Origin of the sequence: Streptomyces katrae (assembly GCF_000966975.1) — a bacterium.
Lineage (GTDB): Bacteria > Actinomycetota > Actinomycetes > Streptomycetales > Streptomycetaceae > Streptomyces > Streptomyces katrae.
The window spans coordinates 1-22,744 of sequence record NZ_JZWV01000130.1; the positions used below are offsets into that span (position 1 = coordinate 1).

19 protein-coding genes, 1 tRNA gene and 1 pseudogene are annotated in these 22,744 nt (G+C 69.3%); 7 read left to right on the forward strand and 14 right to left on the reverse strand.

Features of this window, described 5'->3' with window-relative positions:
* Nucleotides 1–82 precede the first annotated feature (82 nt).
* Nucleotides 83–1,455, forward strand: a pseudogene (locus VR44_RS42305) (pyridoxal phosphate-dependent decarboxylase family protein).
* Nucleotides 1,452–2,861: a lysine N(6)-hydroxylase/L-ornithine N(5)-oxygenase family protein gene (locus VR44_RS06940; protein ID WP_045946494.1), complete on the forward strand. Its 1,410-nt coding sequence runs from the start codon at nucleotides 1,452–1,454 to the stop codon at nucleotides 2,859–2,861. The pseudogene VR44_RS42305 and the gene VR44_RS06940 overlap by 4 nt, the downstream one beginning before the upstream one ends.
* Before the next feature lie 63 nt (nucleotides 2,862–2,924).
* Here the strand turns inward: VR44_RS06940 and VR44_RS06945 are convergent, their stop codons facing one another.
* Nucleotides 2,925–4,736: a bifunctional metallophosphatase/5'-nucleotidase gene (locus tag VR44_RS06945; protein ID WP_045946495.1), complete on the reverse strand. Its 1,812-nt coding sequence runs from the start codon at nucleotides 4,734–4,736 to the stop codon at nucleotides 2,925–2,927.
* Between the two features lie 154 nt (nucleotides 4,737–4,890).
* Between VR44_RS06945 and VR44_RS06950 the strand changes: the two genes are divergently transcribed.
* Together VR44_RS06950 and pyk are read left to right on the forward strand one after the other, a co-directional pair.
* Complete coding sequence (locus VR44_RS06950; RefSeq protein WP_045946496.1) at nucleotides 4,891–5,613, forward strand: SIMPL domain-containing protein; 723 nt, start codon at nucleotides 4,891–4,893, stop codon at nucleotides 5,611–5,613.
* 156 nt (nucleotides 5,614–5,769) lie between these two features.
* Nucleotides 5,770–7,197, forward strand: coding sequence for a pyruvate kinase (gene pyk, locus VR44_RS06955; protein WP_045946497.1), 1,428 nt, complete (start codon nucleotides 5,770–5,772; stop codon nucleotides 7,195–7,197).
* Nucleotides 7,198–7,266: 69 nt separating this feature from the next.
* Here pyk and VR44_RS06960 read toward each other — a convergent pair whose 3' ends face one another.
* From VR44_RS06960 to VR44_RS06970, 3 genes are all read right to left on the reverse strand, one after another.
* Nucleotides 7,267–8,367: a serine hydrolase domain-containing protein gene (locus VR44_RS06960; protein WP_052713494.1), complete on the reverse strand. Its 1,101-nt coding sequence runs from the start codon at nucleotides 8,365–8,367 to the stop codon at nucleotides 7,267–7,269.
* A gap of 135 nt (nucleotides 8,368–8,502) precedes the next feature.
* The gene (locus VR44_RS06965) at nucleotides 8,503–8,754 is read right to left on the reverse strand and encodes an EF-hand domain-containing protein (protein WP_045946510.1); all 252 of its coding nucleotides are present in this window, start codon (nucleotides 8,752–8,754) and stop codon (nucleotides 8,503–8,505) included.
* A gap of 36 nt (nucleotides 8,755–8,790) precedes the next feature.
* A complete protein-coding gene (locus VR44_RS06970; RefSeq protein ID WP_045946499.1) occupies nucleotides 8,791–9,456 on the reverse strand; it encodes a helix-turn-helix domain-containing protein in 666 nt (221 codons plus the stop codon).
* 82 nt (nucleotides 9,457–9,538) lie between these two features.
* Between VR44_RS06970 and VR44_RS06975 the strand changes: the two genes are divergently transcribed.
* Entirely contained in the window at nucleotides 9,539–10,024 is a 486-nt protein-coding gene (locus VR44_RS06975) for a GNAT family N-acetyltransferase (RefSeq protein ID WP_045946500.1), read from the forward strand.
* A gap of 6 nt (nucleotides 10,025–10,030) precedes the next feature.
* Here VR44_RS06975 and VR44_RS06980 read toward each other — a convergent pair whose 3' ends face one another.
* Nucleotides 10,031–10,777 carry a helix-turn-helix domain containing protein gene (locus VR44_RS06980; RefSeq protein WP_045946501.1) on the reverse strand — a complete coding sequence of 249 codons (747 nt, stop codon included), beginning with the start codon at nucleotides 10,775–10,777 and terminating at the stop codon, nucleotides 10,031–10,033.
* A gap of 110 nt (nucleotides 10,778–10,887) precedes the next feature.
* Nucleotides 10,888–10,960 (reverse strand) — tRNA-Leu (locus VR44_RS06985).
* A 99-nt stretch (nucleotides 10,961–11,059) separates the two neighbouring features.
* Between VR44_RS06985 and VR44_RS06990 the strand changes: the two genes are divergently transcribed.
* The gene (locus tag VR44_RS06990) at nucleotides 11,060–11,716 is read left to right on the forward strand and encodes an ANTAR domain-containing response regulator (RefSeq protein ID WP_045946502.1); all 657 of its coding nucleotides are present in this window, start codon (nucleotides 11,060–11,062) and stop codon (nucleotides 11,714–11,716) included.
* 81 nt (nucleotides 11,717–11,797) lie between these two features.
* Here the strand turns inward: VR44_RS06990 and VR44_RS06995 are convergent, their stop codons facing one another.
* The 8 genes from VR44_RS06995 to VR44_RS07025 all read right to left on the reverse strand — a co-directional run bounded on the left by VR44_RS06995 (nucleotide 11,798) and on the right by VR44_RS07025 (nucleotide 21,511).
* Entirely contained in the window at nucleotides 11,798–12,514 is a 717-nt protein-coding gene (locus tag VR44_RS06995; protein ID WP_045946503.1) for an ABC transporter ATP-binding protein, read from the reverse strand.
* Nucleotides 12,511–13,545, reverse strand: coding sequence for an ABC transporter ATP-binding protein (locus tag VR44_RS07000; protein WP_045946504.1), 1,035 nt, complete (start codon nucleotides 13,543–13,545; stop codon nucleotides 12,511–12,513). Before VR44_RS07000 ends, VR44_RS06995 begins: the two co-directional genes overlap by 4 nt.
* Before the next feature lie 2 nt (nucleotides 13,546–13,547).
* Nucleotides 13,548–15,359, reverse strand: a complete 1,812-nt coding sequence (locus VR44_RS07005) for a branched-chain amino acid ABC transporter permease (RefSeq protein ID WP_045946505.1) — start codon at nucleotides 15,357–15,359, stop codon at nucleotides 13,548–13,550.
* Between the two features lie 5 nt (nucleotides 15,360–15,364).
* Complete coding sequence (locus tag VR44_RS07010; protein ID WP_045946506.1) at nucleotides 15,365–16,294, reverse strand: branched-chain amino acid ABC transporter permease; 930 nt, start codon at nucleotides 16,292–16,294, stop codon at nucleotides 15,365–15,367.
* 96 nt (nucleotides 16,295–16,390) lie between these two features.
* On the reverse strand, nucleotides 16,391–17,626 hold the full coding sequence (locus VR44_RS07015) for a branched-chain amino acid ABC transporter substrate-binding protein (RefSeq protein ID WP_045946507.1): 1,236 nt from the start codon (nucleotides 17,624–17,626) through the stop codon (nucleotides 16,391–16,393).
* A gap of 301 nt (nucleotides 17,627–17,927) precedes the next feature.
* Nucleotides 17,928–18,581, reverse strand: a complete 654-nt coding sequence (locus VR44_RS44855; protein WP_157880245.1) for a Tat pathway signal sequence domain protein — start codon at nucleotides 18,579–18,581, stop codon at nucleotides 17,928–17,930.
* A 142-nt stretch (nucleotides 18,582–18,723) separates the two neighbouring features.
* Nucleotides 18,724–19,188, reverse strand: coding sequence for a PaaI family thioesterase (locus VR44_RS07020; RefSeq protein WP_045946508.1), 465 nt, complete (start codon nucleotides 19,186–19,188; stop codon nucleotides 18,724–18,726).
* A 52-nt stretch (nucleotides 19,189–19,240) separates the two neighbouring features.
* Nucleotides 19,241–21,511 carry an FdhF/YdeP family oxidoreductase gene (locus VR44_RS07025; RefSeq protein WP_045946509.1) on the reverse strand — a complete coding sequence of 757 codons (2,271 nt, stop codon included), beginning with the start codon at nucleotides 21,509–21,511 and terminating at the stop codon, nucleotides 19,241–19,243.
* A gap of 103 nt (nucleotides 21,512–21,614) precedes the next feature.
* Between VR44_RS07025 and VR44_RS07030 the strand changes: the two genes are divergently transcribed.
* On the forward strand, nucleotides 21,615–22,744 hold a 1,130-nt coding region (locus tag VR44_RS07030; RefSeq protein WP_045946511.1), incomplete at its 3' end, for a 5'-3' exonuclease.

Here is a 22,744-nt window from a genome sequence, read left to right on the forward strand (position 1 = left end):
CGCCCAGCCTCGGCCACCGAGCAGCCGCCAGGCCCGCGCACCCCACCCCGCCGAGCCCCGGAGGCCCTCCATGACCGCGCCCGTGCCCACGCCCCCGCTCGCCGGCGGACCGGGCGGCGCCGACGCACTGCGGCCCCTCCTCGACACCGTCCTCACCGCCCTGCGCACCGGAGCCGCCGAACGCCGCGGCCCCCTCCCCGCCGGCGGCCCCCACACCACCGCCGCCCGCGTCCGCGCCACCCTCGGCGACGTCCTCCCCACCCACGGCACCGGCGACCACGAAGCACTCGCCACCCTCGTCCACACCCTCACCGCAGGCGCGGCCGACCCCGCCGACCCCCTCTGCGCCGCCCACCTCCACTGCCCCCCGCTCGCCGTCGCCGCAGCCGCCGACCTCGCCGTCAGCGCCCTCAACCCCAGCCTCGACTCCTGGGACCAGGCCCCCGCCGCCTCCGCCCTCGAAGAACACCTCACCGCCACCCTCGCCGCCGAGCTCTACCCCACCCCCCACCCCGACGCCCTCCTCACCACCGCGGCACCGAAGCCAACCAGCTCGCCCTCCTCCTCGCCCGCGAACGCCACGGCCCCCGCCTCACCGTCGTCCACGGCGCCAACGCCCACCACTCCATCCCCCGCGCCGCCTGGCTCCTCGGCCTGCCCCCCACCCTCATCCTCCCCACCCCCACCGGCACCCTCGACCCCGCCACCCTCGACGCAGCCCTCACCCGCACCCCCGGCCCCGTCCTCGTCACCGCCACCGCCGGCACCACCGACGCCGGACTCATCGACCCCCTCCCCGCCCTCGCCGACCTCTGCGACCACCACGGCGCCGAACTCCACATCGACGCCGCCTACGGCGGAACCCTCACCTTCAGCCCCCTCCACCGCCCCAGACTCGCCGGCCTCGACCGCGCCCGCTCCCTCACCCTCGACTTCCACAAACTCGGCTGGCAACCCGTCGCCGCAGGCCTCCTCGCCGTCCCCGACACCAGCCTCCTGGCCCCCCTCGCCCACCAGGCCGACTACCTCAACGCCACCGACGACACCGAAGCCGGCCTGCCCGACCTCCTCGGCCGCTCCCTGCGCACCACCCGCCGCCCCGACGCCTTCAAAATCGCCACCACCCTGCGCTCACTCGGCCGCGACGGCCTCGCCCGCCTCATCGACCACACCTGCGCCGCAGCCCACCGGCTCGCCGACCTCCTCGACGCCCACCCCGGCTTCGAACTCCACGCCCACCCCACCATCACCACCGTCCTCTTCCGACCCACCCCCACGGACGACGACCGGCTCGCCACCCTGCGCCGCACCCTCCTCCACGACGGCACCGCCGTCCTCGGCCGCGCCACCGCCGACGGCCGCCTCTGGCTCAAAGCCACCCTCCTCAACCCCCACACCACGACCGGGGACCTGGACACCCTCATCGCCCACCTGGAAGGCAGAACCCACCGATGACCGCCCAGCACGATGCACCCCACGACCTCGTCGGAATCGGCATCGGCCCCTTCAACCTCTCCCTCGCCGCCCTCAGCCACGGCCTCCCCGCCCAGGGCGCCGACCGCCTCGCCACCGCCTTCTACGACCAGCGCCGCGACTTCCGCTGGCACCCCGGCCTCCTCATCGACGGCGCCACCCTCCAGGTCCCCTTCCTCGCCGACCTCGTCACCCTCGCCGACCCCGCCAGCCCCTGGACGTTCCTCAACTACCTCAAGCACAAGGAACGCCTCTTCCCCTTCTACTTCGCCGAGCGGTTCCACATCCAGCGCGCCGAATACGACGCCTACTGCCGCTGGGTCGCCGGCCGCCTCCCCGGACTCCACTTCGGCCACCAGGTCGACGCCGTCCGCTGGAACCCCGAACGCGACCTCTTCGAAGTCGACTACACCCAGCTCGACCCCGACGGAGAAGCCGAAGCCCTCGGCCGCACCTACACCCGCAACCTCGCCCTCGGCATCGGCACCGCCCCCTACGTCCCCGAACCCCTGCGCCCCCTCGCCGAAGCCCCTACCGTCCCCGTCATCCACTCCGCCGACTACCTCGACAACCGCGCCCGCATCCTCGGCGCCGAACACGTCACCGTCATCGGCTCGGGCCAGTCCGGAGCCGAGGTCTTCCTCGACCTCCTGCGCGCCCGCCCCGCCGGCCGCGAACGCCTCACCTGGCTCGCCCGCACCCCCTCCTTCGCCCCCATGGAGTACTCCAAGCTCGGCCTCGAACACTTCACCCCCGACTACACCCGCTACTTCCACTCCCTCCCCGAACCCGTCCGCGACCGCCTCGTCCCCGCCCAATGGCAGCTCCACAAGGGCATCGACTCCGCCACCATCGCCGCCATCCACGAGGAGCTCTACCGCCGCACCCTCCACGGCGGCTGGCCCGACACCGTCCTCACCCCCGGAGTCACCGTCCGCACCGCCGGCCGGGTCGCCACCACCAAGGTCGAACTCCACCTCGAACACACCCAGCAGGGCAGCCGCTCCCGCCTCACCACCGACGCCGTCGTCCTCGCCACCGGCTACAAGGAACGCCCCCTGACCAGGCTCTTCGCCGGCCTCGACCCCTACATGCGCAAGGACTCCTCCGGCCGCCCCCGCATCGACGACCGCTACCGCATGATCCTCGACCCCTCCGTCAGCGGAACCGTCTTCGTCCAGAACGGCGAACGCCACACCCACGGCGTCGGAACCCCCGACCTCGGCCTCGCCGCCTGGCGCAGCGCCGCCATCCTCAACACCCTCACCGGCAAGGACCCCTACCCCCAGCCCGACCGCACCGCCTTCACCACCTTCGGCCTCGAACAGCGCGAACACACCCGCCCCCGCCCCGCCGTCGACCTCCTCCCGCTCGTCGACCACCCCTGAACGCACCCGGGGCCGGGCCCGCCACACGGCGGAACCCGGCCCCGGAGCGAGACGCGCGCGGAACTACGAGAACACCGGCACCCCGGCCCGCGTCAGCTTCCAGTCCACCGAAGCGAACTGCGCCGGATCGATCGTCCCCTTCTCCTTCACCCACTGGATGATCGTCGTCCGGATCTCCTCCGAGTTCGACCACAGCTGCTTCGCCTGCGGCACGTGCGGGAAGTTGCCGCCACCCGAAGCCCGGTAGTTGTTCACCGCCAGCACGAACCGCGCCGCCGGATCCACCGGCTTCCCCTGGAACGACAGGTTCGAGATCCGCGAACCCTTCGGCTGCGCGATGTCGATGTCGTACGACAGCCCGTACAGCGCGTCGTAGTTGTAGTCCGGGGTCGACTCCGCGTTCGTCAGCTTCGCCGGGTCCACCACGTCACCCGGCGCCGTCTGGACGTAGTACTTCGCCGAGTACTCCAGGTAGTCCTTCAGCTGCGCACCCGTCAGCAGACGAGCCTCCAGGGTGTTCTCGAACGGGTACAGACCCGCCGCGTCCTTGATCGTCACCTGCCCGGCCGGGATCGCCGCCGTCCGCGAGAAGCACGAAGCCTGCGACAGCACCGGCAGCGCCGCCCACTCCGTACCCGCCAGCGCAGCCTTGACCGTCTCCGCCTGCACATGGCTGATCAGGTCGATGATCGGCACGTCCTTCACCGGACCCTCCGCCGAACTCATCGCCAGCTTCGACGTACCGATCACCTGGTTGACGTACGCCACCACCTTGCGGTGCTCGTCCGCCAGCAGACCGGTGATCTTCGGGTCCTCGGCGGCCGTGTTCGAGTTCAGCACCTTCGCCGACACCTTCGACACCGACCAGCGGCCCCGCTCCCACGCCAGCTCGAAGTCGAACAGCGTCAGCCGCTGCCCCCACTTCAGCGGCTCCGACAGCACCACGTCCTTGCCGGTCGCCTTGTTCTTCACCCGGTACTCCGGGATCTCCGTGTGCGCGTGACCCACCAGGATCGCGTCGATCCCCGGCACCTGCTCCGCCACCAGACCGGCCGCGTTCTCGATGTACGGCAGCTGGTCACCGTACGAGGAGGTACCGCTCGACCCCGAGTGCGCCGAAACGATCACCACGTCCGCACCCATCGAGCGCAGCCGCGGCACGTACTTCGCCGCCTGCTCCTCCAGCCCCGGGAACGTCATCTTCCCCTGCACGTTCGCCTTGTCCCAGATCGCGATCCCCGGGTTCGTCAGCCCCAGCACCGCCACCTTCACGTCCCGCCCGTGCGGGGTCCGCAGCCGGTGCATGCTGTACGGCGCGAACGCCGGCTTCAGCGTCTTCGCGTCCAGCGCGTTCGCCCCCAGCAGCGGGAAGTGACACTGCTCCTCGAACTTCCGCAGCACCGGGATGCCGTAGTTGAACTCGTGGTTCCCGATCGCCGCCGCGTCGTAGCCGATCGCGTTCATCGCCTGGGCCATCGGGTGCACCGGACCCCGGCGCGCCGTGATCGGGTCCACCTTGGCGTAGTAGTACGCCAGCTGCGTGCCCTGGATGGTGTCACCCGCGTCGATCAGGAGGGTGTTGCACCGCCCCTTCTCCGCGCGCACCTGGTTCACCAGCGTCGAGATCTTCGCCAGACCGATGTCGTTGTGCGCCTTGTCGTCGAACTCCTTGTCCGTGAAGTAGTCCCAGTTGAAGACGTTCCCGTGCAGGTCGGTCGTCCCCATCACGGTGAACGAGTACGTCCGCTGCTTCCCCGACGGCGCGGCGGCGGCAGCCGGCGCGGCAGCGGCCGGCGCGGCCGAAGCCCCCGCCAGCGCCACGGCGGCACCCGTCGCGGCCGAAGCCCCCATGAACGTCCTACGGTCGAACCCCATGTCACTCTCCCCTGGTCAGGCGTGTGTCAGTACAGCGTCAAAACGCGTGGACAACGCGCGTAGATTCTGACCGATGGGTAACAAGCCGCAACACCCCACCCAGGTTTCGATCCGATGACCAGACCCGTACGGGCGACGGTGCGACAGTGAAACCATGACCCAGGACGCCACGCACACCCCGCCCACCGCCCACCAGCCCTACGGCACCCCCGAAGTACCCCGCGTCGCCGTCCGCGGCGAAGCCCGCCTCGAAGTCGACCCCGAAATCGCCCGCATCGGCATCACCGTCACCGCCCGCGGCACCGACCGCCGCACCGCCCTCGAAGACCTCACCCGCCGCAACAACACCGTCCTCGACCTCGTCAAGAGCTACGGCGACCCCGTCGAAAAACTCGAAACCGGCGCCTTCTCCATCACCCCCGAACCCACCCGCCACGGCCGAGGCGAACGCATCCGCGCCTACCACGGCACCGTCCACATCACCGCCGAACTGAACGACTTCACCGCCCTCGGCGAACTCACCACCCGCCTCGCCGACCTCGAACTCACCCGCGTCGACGGCCCCTGGTGGGCCCTGCGCCCCACCTCACCCGCCCACGGCGAAGCCCGCCGCCAGGCCGTCCTCGAAGCCGTCCAGCGCGCCCGCGAATACGCCCACGCCCTCGGCGCCGACCTCGCCGCCCTCGTCGAACTCGCCGACCTCGGCGCCGAGAACGCCGCCCCCCTCGCCATGGCCGCCCCCGCCGGCATCCACCGCTCCCTGACCTTCGCCGGCACCGAGGACGGCGGCGCCCCGCCCCTCGACCTCGAACCCCAGCGGCAGACCGTCCACGCCCAGGTGAACGCCCGCTTCACCATGACCCCGCCCCAGCTCTGAAACCCGTACAAAACACCGAAGCGGTGACCCCGTGGGGGTGCTCATCGGAGCACCCCCACGCACATTCAACAAATGTCAACAACCCTTTGCCCAAAGGTTGTTGAGCAGACACGCCCATCTCATGTCCTACCCCCCGGTAGGGCATACCCTCGCCCCATGCGCCGAGCGAAAATCGTATGTACCCTGGGCCCCGCCACCGACTCCTACGACCAGATCAAAGCCCTGGTCGAAGCCGGAATGGACATCGCCCGCCTCAACCTCAGCCACGGCACCTACGCCGAACACGAGGAGCGCTACCAGCGCGTACGCAAGGCCTCCGACGAAACCGGCCGCAGCGTCGGCATCCTCGCCGACCTTCAAGGCCCGAAGATCCGCCTCGGCCGCTTCCACGAAGGACCCGTACTCCTTGAACGCGGAGACGAGTTCACCATCACCACCGAAGACCACCCGGGCGACCGCCACACCTGCGGCACCACCTACAAGGGCCTCGCCCACGACGTCACCACCGGCGAACGCATCCTCGTCGACGACGGCCGCGTCACCCTCGAAGTCACCGCCGTCGAAGGCCCCCGCGTCCACACCCGCGTCATCGAAGGCGGCATGGTCTCCGACCACAAAGGCCTCAACCTCCCCGGCGTCGCCGTCTCCGTCCCCGCCCTCTCCGACAAGGACATCGAAGACCTCCGCTGGGCCCTGCGCACCGGCGTCGACGTCATCGCCCTCTCCTTCGTCCGCACCGGCCGCGACATCGAAGACGTCCACCGCATCATGGACGAGGAAGACCGCCGCCTCCCCGTCATCGCGAAAATCGAAAAACCCCAGGCCGTCGAGAACATCGACGACATCGTCGCCGCCTTCGACGGCATCATGGTCGCCCGCGGCGACCTCGGCGTCGAAATGCCCCTGGAGCAAGTCCCCATCGTCCAGAAGCGCGCCATCAAACTCGCCAAGCGCAACGCCAAACCGGTCATCGTCGCCACCCAGATGCTCGACTCCATGATCGACAACAGCCGGCCCACCCGCGCCGAAGCCTCCGACGTCGCCAACGCCGTCATCGACGGCACCGACGCCGTCATGCTCTCCGGCGAAACCAGCGTCGGCAAACACCCCGTCGAAACCGTCCGCACCATGGCCCGCATCGTCGCCGCCGCCGAAGAAGACATCCTCGCCAAGGGCCTCCCGCCCCTCACCGACCGCAACAAACCCCGCACCCAAGGCGGAGCCGTCGCCCGCGCCGCCGCCGAAATGGGCGACTTCCTCGACGCCAAATACCTCGTCGCCTTCACCCAGAGCGGAGACACCGTCCGCCGCCTCTCCCGCTACCGCTCACCCATCCCGCTCCTCGCCTTCACCCCCGACCCCGCCACCCGCTCCCAGCTCAACCTCACCTGGGGCGTCGAAACCTTCCTCGGCCCCCACGTCGACTCCACCGACGCCATGGTCGCCCAGGTCGAAGAAGAACTCCTGCGCATCGGCCGCTGCCAGAGGGGCGACATCGTCGTCATCACCGCCGGCTCACCCCCCGGCGTCAGCGGCAAGACCAACCTCGTCCGCATCCACCACATCGGCGACCCCGTCCACTGACACACGCATACGAACACCGCCGCACCCCCTCGGGGGCCCGGCGGTGTTCCCGTCTTCCCGCACCTCACCTCAACGGCACAGAGCCCGGTCCACCAACCCCTCCAACCGCTCCGTCACCCCGTAGTCCACCGGATCCGCCGTCACCGCCACACTCACCGCACGCCCATCCGGCCCCACCCCACCACGGGTCTCGAACCCCGTGATGTCACCCCCGTGCCCCCAGTACACCCCGCCACACGACAGAGGCCGCCGCATCAGCCCCAGCCCATACCCCACATCCGAACCCTTCACCACCGGCACCGTCGTCCGCATCGCCCGCAACTGCTCGTCCCGCAACAGACGACCCCCCAGCAACGCCGAGAAGAACCGGTTCATATCCGAATTCGTCGACACCATCTGACCCGCCGCCCACGCCGCCGACGGATCGATCACCGTCACGTCCCGCAGCGGCCCGCCCACCACGTCCTGGTGGTAACCGTGCGGATGCGCCTCCCGGATACCCCGGTCACGAGGCGCCGGGAAATACGTGTGCCGCAACCCCAACCGCTTCACCACCCGCCGGTCGATCTCCTCCGCGAGCGGCCGCCGCGCCACCTTCTCCACGATCAGACCGGCCAGCACGTAGTTCGTGTTGCTGTAGTGGAACGTCTTCCCGTCCGACGACGTCGCCGGATGCCGGAACGCGATCTCCAGCACCTCCCGCGGCTCCACGTACCGCCCCCGCTCGATCGCCTCCCCGACCTCCGCCTCATAGTCCGGGATCCCGCTCGTGTGCTGGAGCAACTGCCGCACGGTGATCTTCCGACCGTCGAAACCCTCCCCGCGCACCACCCCCGGCAGGTGCTCCTCCACCAGATCGTCCAGCCCCAGCCGCCCCTCACCCACCAGCTGCAACAGCACCACGGCCGTGAACACCTTCGTATTGCTCCCGATCCGCACCTGCCCGTCCCGAGGCACCGCCGCACCCGTCGCGAAATCACCCACCCCAGCGGTATAGACCCGCGAACGCCCGTCCCCCTCCGTCACGGTCGCCAGCGCACCCGGAACCCCACCCGCCCGCACCAGCCCGTCCAGACCCCGCTGAACGGAATCCGGCCGACCGGCCGCGAACGCCACCGGCTGCGCCACCACCCCCAGCGCCAGAACCCCGACCGCCACCGCAGCCACCATCCGCCGCCCACCCATGGACCCTCCCCGGAAACCGCCGAACCGGCACCCGTACGCGCGCCGCACCCAACGATCACCGGGGACCGGCCCCCGACGACATCCCGCCACCCACCCGACACCAGGTGGGGCAAACCCCCCTTACCAGCCGAACCGCCGGTCCACCTCCGCCTCGAACTCCTCGAAACTCAACACCTGATCACCGTTCTTGTCCGCCGCATCGAACAACGCCGACGACGCATCCGCGTCCCCCACGCCCCAGAACGGCAGAACCCCCCGCGCCGCCAACGTCGGCCCCTTCGACCGCAGAGCCGAAATCACCTCCAGCCGCGTCAGCTCACCGTCATGGTTCAGATCCAACGCATCGAACAGAATCCGAGCCTTCTCACTCACCACAGCACCCTTCATCCCAACAGCGACCACCCCAACCTAGGGCACCCACCCCGGCACCACCTCCCACCCGTTCACCGCCCACACCAACCGCCAATACCGCTCCACCCGCGCATCCACCGGCCCCTCCACCCCAGGCCCCGCCCGGAACACCTCACCGAACCCCTCATCACCCATCAACCCCACCAACTCCACCCACGCCGCCACCTGCTCCGCCGACGGATCATCCGGCAGATCCGGCGCAGCCACCCGCACCATCGCCGCCACCGACTCCTCCGCCCCCTCCACCAACTGCTCCACCAACCGCCGACGCTCCTGCGCCGACAACCGCGTCACCTCATGCATCAACCGAACCTCCTCAGCACTGGACCCACGCTCGGCCACCAACCGCAACACCGCCCGACGCAACCGCAACACCCGGATCTGCGCCTCCACCGCATCGGCATGCACAGCAGCCACCTCAGCCACCGACAATTCCCGATCCAGCACCCGCCGCACACTGGGCAGATCCACACCCAGCTCCCGCAACGTCCGCACCAACTCCAGGCGCACCAGCGCCCCGACGTCGTACAACCGGTACCCGGCACCACTACGACCGGCCGGCACGACAAGCCCCTCATCGGAATAGAACCGAATGGTCCGCACCGCCAACCCGGACCTCCGGGCCAGCTCCCCGATCGAAAACCACTCCACCGCGCCGTCCATGCCCCCACCCTGAGGTCTCCACCCACTGGAGACTCAAGGCTAGATTTCAACCACCCACACCCCCCGCCCCAAGGAACCACGAGTGCTCACCACCGACCGCCTCCGACTCCGCCCCCTCACCACCAACGACGCCGACTGGTGGGTCCACCTCCACGCCGACGAAGAAGTCGGCCGCTACGTCGGCCACTACACCCACGCCCAGGCCACCACCCGCCTCCACGACATACAGCAACAGTGGACCGAACGCGGCCACGGCCTCTGCGCCGTCGAACTCCGCACCACCGGCGAAACCATCGGCCGCTGCGGCCTCAACTGGTGGGAACAGTTCCAGGAAACCGAAATCGGCTGGACCTTCGCCCGCCCCCACTGGGGCCACGGCTACGCCACCGAAGCGGCCCGCGCGGTACTGGACTGGGGCTTCGGCCCCCTCGGCCTCGACCGGATCACCGCCATGATCCACCACGGCAACACCGGCTCCACCGCCGTCGCGGCCCGCCTGGGCTTCACCCCCCTCCGCGAGGACACGGTCCTGGACCGCCCCTGCACGGTCTACGCCCTGGACCGCTGAGCGCGGTCAGTACTTCGGCCCGACGTGGGCGTCCATGAGGGCGACGGATTCCTTCCGGGCGATGGATACGTTGAAGGGGTCACTGCCCCGCGCGAGCACCGTCCACTGGACACCGACCTTGGCGAGGGTGTCCGTGCAGAGCCGCCGGATGTCGTCGGACTTGTTGGTGAAGAAGTAGCGAGGGTACTCGTAGCGTTTCCCGTTCCGGACCGTCCAGTTGGTGATCCGACATCCGTCGGAGTGGATGAGCCCCCGGATGAACTCCCACGGGTGAGCGTCCACGATCTCCTGCTGCCAGGGTTCGAGGGCGATCTGGCGGTCGTGCTTCTTCCCGGGCGCGTGCTGTGGGAACAAGCACGTCCAGTGGCGCCCGTAGCTGGTGACGGCAACGCAGCCCTCGCGCTGCAGCACGTAGACCTTGTCCGTCGGCCGCACCGCCAGGATGGCGGCGCGGCACTGCTGGATGAGGCCGGGCCAGGCGTTGTCGCAAAAGATGCGGAGGTGATGCCCGCCGCGTGGGTGGTCGCTGATGCAGCCGTCGCCGAGATAGAGGCCGAGCAGGTATGCGTAGGCAGTCTCATCGGCAGGGCCGGAACAGGGTGCTGATTGGTTGAGGCGGGGGAGCGGCTGGATGCGGGTTCGCCAGGAGCGGAGGGCTGCCCGGGATATCCCGGTTTCCTTGCTGACAGAGTTCAGACTGCGTCCGTCGTCGAGTAGAGCTAGTGCGCGCTTGCGTGTGGCGATGTCGTACACGCGATCGACACTGGCGTCCGCAATTCGCCCACGTGCGGCAATTGCGTCGGCATCCCTAAAACGGGTGAAGGTCGCGCGAATATCGCACGACCTTGGAATTGAAGGAGAAGTACCCCGGGTCGGATTCGAACCGACGCTGAATGGGTTTTGAATCCATCGCCTCTACCGCTGGGCTACCGGGGCCCCTTCGAAACGAAGGATACCGAAGACCCTCCGTGTCACAAACATACAGGAGCTAGGTAGGCTCAGGGGAGCTGAATCACCTTGCAACAGGGAGCCTCCGTGACCGCCGAGCACGAGTCGACGCCCACGCCCGACGCCGACCAGTCGCACGTTCCGCCGCTGACGACCCGCGTCGTCATCGCCGAGGACGAGGCGCTCATCCGTCTCGATCTCAAAGAGATGCTCGAAGAGGAGGGCTACTCCGTGGTCGGCGAGGCCGGCGACGGGCAGACGGCCGTCGAGCTGGCGCGTGAGCACCGCCCCGACCTCGTCATCCTCGACGTGAAGATGCCCGTCCTGGACGGGATCTCCGCCGCCGAGAAGATCGCCGGGGAGTCCATCGCCCCGGTCCTGATGCTCACCGCGTTCTCGCAGCGCGAGCTGGTGGAGCGGGCGAGGGACGCCGGGGCCATGGCGTACCTGGTGAAGCCGTTCAGCAAGAGCGACGTGGTGCCGGCCATCGAGATGGCGGTGTCGCGGTTCGCGGAGCTGAAGGCGCTGGAGAAGGAGGTCGCGGACCTCTCGGCGCGCCTGGAGACCCGGAAGCTGGTGGACCGGGCGAAGAGCATCCTGCAGACCCAGTACGGGCTGACGGAGCCGGCCGCGTTCCGGTGGATCCAGAAGACGTCGATGGACCGCCGCATGTCGATGCAGCAGGTCGCCGAGGCGGTCATCGAGGACGCCGAGGAGAAGAAGCAGAACGCCGCCGGCAAGTAGTCCCAAGCAGTCCGGGGCGTGCGTGAGGCCCGCCTCCCCCCGAGGGGGGAGGCGGGCCTCACGTGTTTTTCAGGCGGCGGGTCAGTCCTCGCCGAGGTACGCCTTGCGGACGTCCTCGTTGACGAGGAGCTCGCGGCCGGGGCCGGTCAGGACGATCTTGCCGATCTCCATGACGTGGCCCTGGTCGGCCAGGGAGAGCGCGGCCTGGGCGTTCTGCTCGACGAGCAGGATGGTGGTGCCCGAGGCCTTGAGCTCGGCGACGGTCGCCATGATCTTCTGCATCATGAGCGGGGAGAGGCCCATGGAGGGCTCGTCCAGCATGAGCAGCTTGGGCTGGGACATGAGGGCGCGGCCCATGGCGAGCATCTGCTGTTCGCCGCCGGAGAGGGTGCCGGCGGCCTGCTTGCGGCGTTCTCCCAGGATGGGGAAGAGGTCGTAGGCGCGCTGGACGTCCTTCTGGATGCCTTCCTTGTCGCTGCGGAGGAAGGCGCCGAGGAGGAGGTTGTCCTCGATGCTCATGCGGGGGAAGATGTGCCGGCCTTCGGGGGAGTGGGCGAGGCCGAGCGAGACGATGCTGTGTGCGGGGACCTTCTTGAGGGACTTGCCCTGGAACTTGATCTGGCCGCCCTTGGGCTTGATCAGTCCGGAGAGGGTGCGCAGGGTGGTCGTCTTGCCGGCGCCGTTCGTCCCGATGAGGGTGACGATCTGGCCTTCTTCGACGGTGAAGGAGATGCCTTTGACGGCTTCGATCTTGCCGTAGGCGACGCGGAGGTCTTCGACCTCCAGGAGTGCGGTCACTTGGCTTCTCCGTCCGTGGTGGTGCTGGTGGTGCTGTCCGCGGCGGGGGCGGTGTCGTCCTCGGCCGGGGTTTCCGGCTCGGTGTCGGCGTCGGTCTCGGCGTCGGCGTCGGTCTCGGCTTCCGCTTCGGCTTCGGCGGCCTCGGCTTCGGCGGCCTCGGCCTGGGCTTCCTCGGCGGGGGCCTCTTCGGCGGGGGCCTCTTCGGCGTGGGCCTCGGCGGCCTCGACCTCGGCGACCTCGTCGGCGCCGGGGGCGCCTTCGAAGGGTTCGCCGAGGTAGGCGGCGACGACGCGTTCGTCGCTCTGGACTTCGCCGGCGGTGCCTTCGATGAGCTTTTCGCCCTGGACGAGGCAGGCGACGCGGTCGCAGAGGTTGAAGATGAAGCGCATGTCGTGCTCGATGACGAGGACGGCGATGCCCTTGTCCCGGATGGCGAAGATGAGTTCTTCGGCGGCGCGGGTTTCCTGGGGGTTCATGCCGGCGGTGGGCTCGTCCAGGAGGATGAGGCCGGGGTCGCTGGCGAGGGCGCGGGCGATTTCGAGCTTGCGCTGTTCGCCGTAGGGGAGGTTGCGGGCGAGGTGTTCGGCCTTGTGGTCGAGGCCGATGAACTCCAGCAGCTCCATGGCCTTTTCGCGGCTGGCCTGCTCCTCCTTGCCGAAGCTGGGGAGGCGCAGGAGGGCCGACCAGAGGCCTTCCTTGGTGCGGGTGTGGCGTCCGACGAGGACGTTTTCCAGGACCGTCATGTTGTTGAAGAGACGGATGTTCTGGAAGGTGCGGGCGATGCCGGCCGCGGTGACCTTGAAGGACTTGGGGGGCAGGACGGTGCCCTTGTAGCGGACTTCGCCTTCGGTGGGGATGTAGAGGCCGGTGAGGCAGTTGAAGAAGGTGGTCTTGCCGGCGCCGTTGGGGCCGATGAGGCCGACGATCTCGCCGCTGTTGACGGTGAGGTCGACGTTCTTGACGGCGGTGAGGCCGCCGAAGCGCATGGTGACGCCGCGGGCGTCGAGGACCGTTTCGGTGGTGGTCGTCATGGTCAGGCCCCTGCCTTGCTGAGGACTGCCGGCGCTTCGAGGTCCTTGTGGAGCTCAAGCTGGTTGCGGCGGTTGGGGATGAGGCCTTCGGGGCGCAGGCGCATGAGGACGACGAGCGCGATGCCGAAGACGAGGAGCTGGTATTCGCCCAGGAACTGGAGCTTGTTGGGGATCATGAAGAGGAGGGCGCCGCCGACGAGGGGGCCGGAGATGGTGCCCATGCCGCCGAGGACGACTGCCGCGAGGAGGAAGGCGGAGTTCGGGGGGACGGCGTTGGCGAAGACGTACTGGTCCGGGGTGACGGTGTAGTTGACGTGGGCCTGTACGGCGCCGGCGAGGCCGGCGAGGGTGGCGCCGAGGGCGAAGGCGATGAGCTTGACGCGGAAGCCGTTGATGCCCATGGCTTCGGCGGCGGTCTCGTCTTCGCGGATGGCGACCCAGGCGCGGCCGATGCGGGATTCGGCGCTGCGGCGGAAGACCATGATCACGATGAGGGTGACCAGGAGCATCAGCAGGAAGTAGTTGGCGAAGCGGCCGATGGTGAAGCCGAGGAAGACGTGGTTGGCGCCGAAGTCGAATCCGAAGAGGTTGACGTTGGGGACGCCGGCGACGCCGTTGGGGCCGTTGGTGAGGTCGGGGCCGGAGACGCCGTCGAGGTTGTTCATCGAGATGCGGAAGATCTCTCCGAAGCCGAGGGTGACGATGGCGAGGTAGTCGCCGCGCAGTCGCAGGGTGGGGGCGCCGATGAGGACGCCGAAGACCATGGATGCGGCGGCGCCGAGGATGATGGCGGCCCAGAAGGGGAGGTGGACGCCGAAGGGGGAGTTCGGGGAGCCGGAGACCAGGGCGGCGGTGTAGGCGCCGACGCCGAGGAAGGCGACGTAGCCGAGGTCGAGGAGGCCGGTGAGGCCGACGACGATGTTCAGGCCGAGGGCGACGGTGGCGAAGATGAGGATGTTGACGCCGAGGGTGGCGTACTGGTCGTCGGTCTGGGTGAGGGGGAAGGCCGCGGCCGCGACGAAGGCGCCGACGAGGGCGACGTTGCGGTGCTTGGCGGTGAGTGCGGTGAAGCGGGCGACGAGGCCGGCCTTCTGGAGGGCGGCGAAGCCGAAGCCTGCGGTGATCAGGAAGCCGATGAAGAGTTCCTGGTAGGGGGTGGTGACGCCGTAGGTGAAGACGCCGAGGCCGACGGCGAGGACGGCGGCGATGATGAGGATCTCGACGGAGGCCGGGAGGGCGCGGGCCGGCTTGGGCGTGCCGCTGGCGTGGGCTGCCTTGGTGACGGCCCAGCGGTTGCGGTAGCCGAGCTTGTAGCGGTCCCACCAGGAGTCTTCGGGGTCTGCCTCGTCGAGTTCGGGCCGCTCGAAGGGGAGGGAGCGGGCGCCGAGGTAGGCGATGACGGAGGCGATGAGGACGATGAAGCCGCCGGGTTCGAGGTTGACGAGTCCGCCGAGGGCGGTGGAGATCGCCTTGACGGTGTACAGCGTGGTGTACAGGGCGGCGAGGGCGGAGAGTTTGATGGCGGCGTCGGCGCCTGCGGGGGTGAGCCAGCGGAGGCCCTTGATTCCGTAGGAGGAGAGGCCGAAGAGGGTGGTGAGGGCGCCGCCGACGAGGACGAGCCACTGGAGGCCGCCGGGGTAGCCGTAGACGGTGAGGTCGCCGGGGAAGGCGGAGGTCCAGGTCCAGGCGAGGAAGCAGGAGACGACGGTGAGGGCGCCGCCGGCTGTTGCCATGGCTCGGGCGGCCTGCTCGGGGATGCGGTTCTCGCGGGTGGCGATGGCCTGGGGTGCGGTGTCTGTGGTGGTTGTCGTCATGGTTCTCACGCCCTGTCCGCAACGCGCTCGCCCATCAGGCCCTGGGGCCGGAAGAGGAGCACGAGGATGAGGAGGACGAACGCCCAGGTGTTGCCCCAGGACTGTCCGCCGAGCTGCTGCATGCCGGGTACGTCGGCGATGTATGCGGTGGTGAGGGTCTCGGCGAGGCCGAGGACCAGGCCGCCGATCATGGCGCCGTAGATGTTCCCGATGCCGCCGAGGACGGCGGCGGTGAAGGCCTTGAGGCCGAGGATGAAGCCCATGCGGTAGTTGACTTCGCCGTACTTGAGGCCGTAGGCGACGGCTCCGATGGCGGCGAAGGCGGCGCCGAGGGCGAACGCGATCGTGATGATGCGGTCGGTGTTGATGCCCATGAGCTTGGCGGTGTCGGGGTCCTGGGCGGTGGCCTGCATGCCGCGGCCGGTGCGGGTCTTCTTGACGAAGAAGCCGAGGAAGGCCATGGAGATGGGGGCGGCGATGAGGAGGAAGACGTCGCCGGTCTGGATGGTGATGCTGCCGATGTGGAAGGGGCCGCCGGGGAGTTCGGGGAACTTTACGGAGGACTTCGCGTCGGGGAACCAGGCCCATACGACCTGCTGGAGGACGATGGAGAGGCCGATGGCGGTGATGAGCGGCGCGAGGCGGGGTGCGCTGCGCAGGGGCCGGTAGGCGAAGCGTTCGGCTCCGACGGCGATGAGGGTGGCGACGATGACGGCGCCTATGAGCATGAGCGGCAGGGCGATCCACATGGTGGTGCCGCCGGGGAGCATCAGCCAGACGGTGAGGGCTCCGAATCCGCCGGTCATGAAGATCTCGCCGTGGGCGAAGTTGATGAGCTGGACGATGCCATAGACCATCGTGTAGCCGATGGCGACGAGCCCGTACATGGATCCCAGTAGCAGGCCGTTGACCAGCTGTTGCGGCAGTTCGTGCACCGCAGGTCCTCCGAGTCTTTCGACGGATGTGACACCGCGCGGGGCGCTGTGGTGCGGCGCCCCGCGCGGCAGGTGAGAGGGGTGGGGTGTGGCAGGTCAGCCGGCGAGGGTGCCGGACTCGACGGTCTTGAAGTCGTCGCCGTCGACCTTGTAGACGGTCAGCTGCTTGTTGGTGGCGTCGCCGAACTCGTCGAAGGAGACCTTGCCGGTCACGCCGTCGAAGTTGACGCCCTGGACGGCTTCGAGGACCTTGGCGCGGGCGTCCGAGGGGAGCTTGCCGTTGTTGGCGTCGACGACCTTCTTGACGGCTTCGATGACGGCCCAGGCGGAGTCGTAGGAGTAGCCGCCGTAGGCGGAGTAGTCGTCCTTGTAGCCGGCCTTCTTGTAGTTGTCGATGAACTCCTTGGCGGAGGGGAGGCTCTCGACGGGGGCGCCGACGGAGGTGCAGAGGTCGCCCTGGGCCTGGGGGCCGGCGAGTTCGACGTACTTCTTGTCCTTCATGCCGTCGCCGCCGACGAGCGGGATGTTGGTGCCGGAGGCCTTGATCTGCTTGCTGAGGGGGCCGGCCGCGGGGTATTCGCCGCCGTAGTAGACGACGTCGGCGCCCGAGGACTTGACCTGGGTGACGATGGCGGAGAAGTCCTTGGACTCGGGGTCGATGTGGCCCTCGCCGACGACCTGGCCGCCGAGCTTGGTGAACTCGCCCTTGAAGGTTCCGGCGAGGCCGGCGCCGTAGGTCTTCTTGTCGTCGATGATGAAGACCTTCTTCTTGCCGGCCTTGTTGAAGAGGTACTGCGCCGCGTAGGGGCCCTGGATGGCGTCCGTGGTGGCGGTGCGGAAGTAGCTCTTGTAGGTGCGGGCCTTCTGGCCTTCGGCCCACTTGGGGCCCTGGGTCAGGGAGGGGCTGGTGTTGGCCGGGGAGATCTGGGTGAGCTTGGCGTCGTCGAAGACCTTCTGCATGGCTTCGGAGACGGAGGAGTTGAGGGGGCCGACGACGCCGAGGACGTTCTTGTCGGCGGTGAGCTTGGTGGCGTTCTGCTGGCCGGAGGAGGCCTGGGCCTGGTCGTCGAGGGCTTCGATCTTGAAGGTGACGCCCTTGACGTACTTCTTCTCGTTGGCCTGCTTGGCGGCGAGGTCGGCGGAGTTCTTGATGCCGAGGCCGAGGGCGGAGAGGTCGCCCGTCAGCGGGGCGTCGACGCCGATGACGACGGTGGTGTTGCCGCTGTCGCCACCGGCGGAGCCGCCGCTGTCGTTGCGCGAGCCGCAGGCGGTGAGGGTGAGAGCGCCCGCGGCGAGGGCGGCGGTCACGGCGATGAGCTGACGAGAACGCAACGTTCAGTCCTTTCCTGGCGCCGCGTCCCCCGTGGGACGCGTCGAGTCGAACGCGGGGAACCGAACTGAGGAAATCCGGCGGTCGCGGTAACTGGCCGTGACTCTAGGCGGCTCATCGGTGGATATGGAGGGCTGAGGCCAATGATGTGACTCTCTTGTTATGCCACGGCGTAATACATAGCGGATGTGTGCGGGTGGAACGGGGGAATTCAGGCCGGTTCGTCTTGTCCGGATGTTGAGATGGGGCAGGACCATGCGTGGGTTTGGGTCCTGACCACGCCAGGACTCTAGGGGTTTTTGGTCATGACGGGCTCGGCGTGGGTTCGTCTCGGTCTTCGGGACACGCCCTGGTCAGTGCCACGGAAAGATCCCTGGCATATCGGTCACCGGGGATGTAACTGTGATCCTCTTTCTGGATTCCATTACTCAGGGTTACTTCCAGGAATGGGAGTCCGGAATTCCGTGCTACATGCACGCAATCTTTTGTGTGGATCAGTACGAGGAGCTCGCGGACTTCTCCGGCGGCGACCGCGGCCGGGAGGCGTGGCTTGATCGTCACGGTCAGGGCCGGTGACGGCTGCCCGATCCGCTCCACCGTGACCGGCGGCCCGGCCGAGGTCCGCACACGGACAGTGAACGCGAAGGCGGCGCCGTCGGGCGCCGGCTCCACCGGTTCGCCGTAGGTCAGCGAGAGGGTCTGGGAGGGGGCGGACGGCGGCGGCACCGGCGGGGGCTCGGGGCGGGTGGCGTGGATCCGCAGGGCCGCGGCGGCCAGGACGGCGAGCGAGGCGGCCGTGAGGACGGCGCGGCGGTGGCGGGCGTAGAAGGCGCGCGGGCGCTCGCTCCAGCCGGGTGGGAGGGGGGTACGGGGCTCCGGGCGCGAGCCCTCCCGGTCCCAGGTGCCCTCGCCGGGCTCCAGGGGGCCTATGCCCCCGCCGGTGCCCCCGCCGCTCACCGGGGGCCGCCGGGGGTGGCCGTGATGCGCCGCGGCGCCGGTCCGGTTCCCATGCGGGAACGCTAGACCGGCGCCGTGTGCCGCACAACTGCCCGTCTCGGCCCTGTTGTTAAGGGTCCGTGACGGCTGCCGGAAGCGGGGCTCAGGACTCCGTTTCGCGCAGGAGGCAGGTGAGGCGGGCGGTGCAGACGCGGCGGTCCTGTTCGTCGGTGATGACGATCTCGTACGTGGCGGTGGAGCGGCCGCGGTGGACGGGGGTGGCGGTGCCGGTGACGATCCCGTCGCGCGCGCCGCGGTGGTGGGTGCAGTTGAGGTCGACACCGACGGCGATCTTCCTGCTGCCGCCGTGGAGCATGGCGCCGACCGAGCCGAGGGTCTCGGCGAGGACGGCGGAGGCGCCGCCGTGCAGGAGTCCGTAGGGCTGGGTGTTGCCCTTGACCGGCATCGTGGCGACGACGCGGTCGGCGGAGGCCTCCAGGATCCTGATCTCCATGCGTTCGCCGAGGGCGCCCGCGGAGAACAGGGCGGGCAGGTCTATGCCCAGGGACGCGTACTCGTCGAGGACTTCCTGGGGGAACTTCACGGCGTGCTGCTGCTCGTCGGCCATGGGCCTGCTCCGTTCGTCAACGATCGTTAACCAGCTGTCTGGGGTCGTTCTATCAGGCCGGTTCGAAGCGCACGACGACGGACTTGCTGGCGGGGGTGTTGCTGGTGTCGGCGGTGGAGCCCAGGGGGACCAGGACGTTGGTCTCGGGGTAGTAGGCGGCGGCGCAGCCTCGGGCGGTGGGGTAGTGGACGACGCGGAAGCCGGGGGCGCGGCGTTCGACCCCGTCCTTCCATTCGCTGATCAGGTCGGTGTAGGAGCCGTCGGCGAGGCCGAGCTCGGCGGCGTCGTCGGGGTGGACCATGACCACGCGGCGGCCGCCGGTGATGCCGCGGTAGCGGTCGTCGAGGCCGTAGATGGTGGTGTTGTACTGGTCGTGGCTGCGCAGGGTCTGCAGGAGCAGTCGGCCGGCGGGGACCTCGGGGTATTCGACGGGGGCGGCGGTGAAGTTGGCCTTGCCGGTCCTGGTGGGGAAGCGGCGTTCGTCGCGGGGGGCGTGGGGGAGCCGGAAGCCGCCGGGGCGGGCGACGCGGGCGTTGAAGTCCTCGAAGCCGGGGACGACGCGGGAGATGCGGTCGCGGATGGCGGCGTAGTCGGCTTCGAAGTCCTCCCAGGGGGTCTTGGAGGCGGTGCCGAGGACGGCGCGGGCCATGCGGGCGACGATGGCGGGCTCGGAGAGCAGGTGGGGGGAGGCGGGGGCGAGGTTGCCGCGGGAGGCGTGGACCATGCCCATGGAGTCCTCGACGGTGACGAACTGCTTGCCGCTCGCCTGGACGTCCTTGTCGGTGCGGCCGAGGGTGGGCAGGATCAGGGCGCGCCGGCCGGTGACCGCGTGGGAGCGGTTGAGCTTGGTGGAGACGTGGACGGTCAGGGAGGCGTTCCGCATGGCGGCCTCGGTGACCTCGGTGTCGGGGGTGGCGCCGACGAAGTTGCCGCCCATGGCGAAGAAGACCTTGGCCTTGCCGTCGCGGAGGGCTTCGATGGCGCGGACGACGTCGTAGCCGTGGGCGCGCGGTGAGGTGATGGAGAACTCGCGGTCGAGGGCGTCGAGGAAGGCGGGGGCGGGGCGTTCGAAGATGCCCATGGTGCGGTCGCCCTGGACGTTGGAGTGGCCGCGGACGGGGCAGACGCCGGCGCCGGGGCGGCCGATGTCGCCGCGGAGCAGGAGGAGGTTGACGACCTCGCGGATGGTGGCGACGGCGTGCTTGTGCTGGGTCAGGCCCATGGCCCAGCAGGCGATGGTGCGCTTGGAGGCGAGGATCATCGCGAGGGCGCGTTCGATCTCGGGGCGGGTCAGGCCGGTGGCCTTGAGGGTCTCGTCCCAGTCGGCTTCCTTGGCGGCCGCGGCGAACTCGTCGTAGCCGTGGGTGTGCTCGCGGATGAAGTCCTCGTCGAGGGCGCCGTCCGCTTCGATGACGAGCTTGTTGAGGAGGCGGAAGAGGGCCTGGTCGCCGCCGATGCGGATCTGGAGGAAGAGGTCGTTGAGGGGGGTGCCCTTGACCATGCCCAGGGGGGTCTGGGGGTTCTTGAACCGCTCCATGCCGGCTTCGGGCAGCGGGTTCACCGAGATGATCTTCGCGCCGGCGTTCTTGGCCTTCTCCAGGGCGGAGAGCATGCGCGGGTGGTTGGTGCCCGGGTTCTGTCCGGCGACGATGATCAGGTCGGCCTGGTGGAGGTCTTCGAGGGAGACGCTGCCCTTGCCGATGCCGATGGTCTCGCTGAGGGCGGAGCCGGAGGACTCGTGGCACATGTTGGAGCAGTCCGGCAGGTTGTTGGTGCCGAACTCGCGGGCGAAGAGCTGGAAGAGGAACGCGGCCTCGTTGCTGGTGCGGCCGGAGGTGTAGAAGACGGCCTCGTCGGGGGAGGAGAGGGCCTTCAGCTCCTCGGCGATGATCTCGAAGGCCCGCTTCCAGCTGACGGGCTCGTAGCGGTCGCCGCCTTCGGGCAGGTACATGGGGTGGGTGATGCGGCCCTGCTGGCCGAGCCAGTAGCCGGAGCGGCCGGCGAGCTCGGCGAGGGGGTGCTCGGCGAAGAAGGCGGGGGTGACGCGGCGCAGGGTGGCCTCTTCGGCGACGGCCTTGGCGCCGTTCTCGCAGAATTCGGCGGTGTGGCGCTTGTCTCCCTCGGGCCAGGCGCAGCCGGGGCAGTCGAAGCCGTTCTTCTGGTTGACCTTGAGGAGGGTCCGCGCGGTGCGGACCGGTCCCATCTGCTCGTTGGCGATCTTGAGGGTGTGGCCGATGGCGGGCAGGCCGGCCGCGGCGTGCGCAGGGGGTCCGACGTGCGGCGCGTCCTGTACCGGATCACCTGCGGGCGGCTTGGTGGCCATGTCGCTCCCCTTCGAGCAGTTTTCTCGTACCCCCCGATCCTGTCACGCTCCGCCGACATCGCCGACGGCGGATTTGTCGGTGGGGGCGCCTAGGATCGGGGGCGTGGCAGAGACAGCATCGAAGAAGACCGAGCAGACGACCGCAGCGGGCCGCCCGCGCCTGATGCTCATGGACGGGCACTCCCTGGCGTACCGGGCGTTCTTCGCGCTGCCCGCGGAGAACTTCACGACGGCGACGGGCCAGCCGACCAATGCCATCTACGGCTTCGCGTCGATGCTGGCGAACACGCTGCGTGACGAGGCGCCCACGCATTTCGCGGTGGCGTTCGACGTGTCCCGCAAGACCTGGCGTTCGACGGAGTTCCCGGAGTACAAGGCGAACCGTTCGAAGACCCCGGACGAGTTCAAGGGGCAGGTCGAGCTGATCGGCGAGCTCCTCGACGCGATGAAGGTGCCGCGGTTCGCGGTCGACGGCTTCGAGGCCGACGACGTGATCGCGACGCTGGCGACGCAGGCGGAGGCCCTCGGTTTCGAGGTGCTGATCGTCACCGGTGACCGGGACTCCTTCCAGCTGGTCTCCGAGCACACGACCGTGCTGTACCCGACGAAGGGCGTCTCGGAGCTGACCCGGTTCACGCCGGAGAAGGTCGTGGAGAAGTACGGGCTCACCCCGCGGCAGTACCCGGACTTCGCGGCGCTGCGCGGTGACCCGTCGGACAACCTGCCGGGCATCCCGGGCGTCGGCGAGAAGACGGCCGCGAAGTGGATCAACCAGTTCGGTTCGTTCGCGGAGCTGGTGGAGCGGGCCGAGGAGGTCAAGGGCAAGGCCGGGCAGAACTTCCGCGACCACCTGGAGGCGGTGAAGCTCAACCGGGTCCTGACCGAGATGGTCAAGGACGTGGAGCTGCCCAAGACCCCGGCCGACCTGGCGCGCGCCCCCTACGACCGCTCGGCGGTCACGGGCGTGCTGGACGTGCTGGAGATCCGCAACGCCTCGCTGCGCGAGCGGCTGCTGGCCGTGGACCCGGGCGCGGACCAGGAGGAGGCGCCGGCTCCGGCGGCGGGAGTGGAGCTGGACGGCTCGGTGCTGGGCGCGGGCGAGCTCGCGCCGTGGCTCGCGGCGCACGCGGGCGGCCCCCTGGGCGTCTCGACGGTGGACAGCTGGGGGCTGGGCCAGGGCAACGTGTCCGAGGTGGCGCTGGCCGCGGCGGGCGGGGCGGCGGCCTGGTTCGA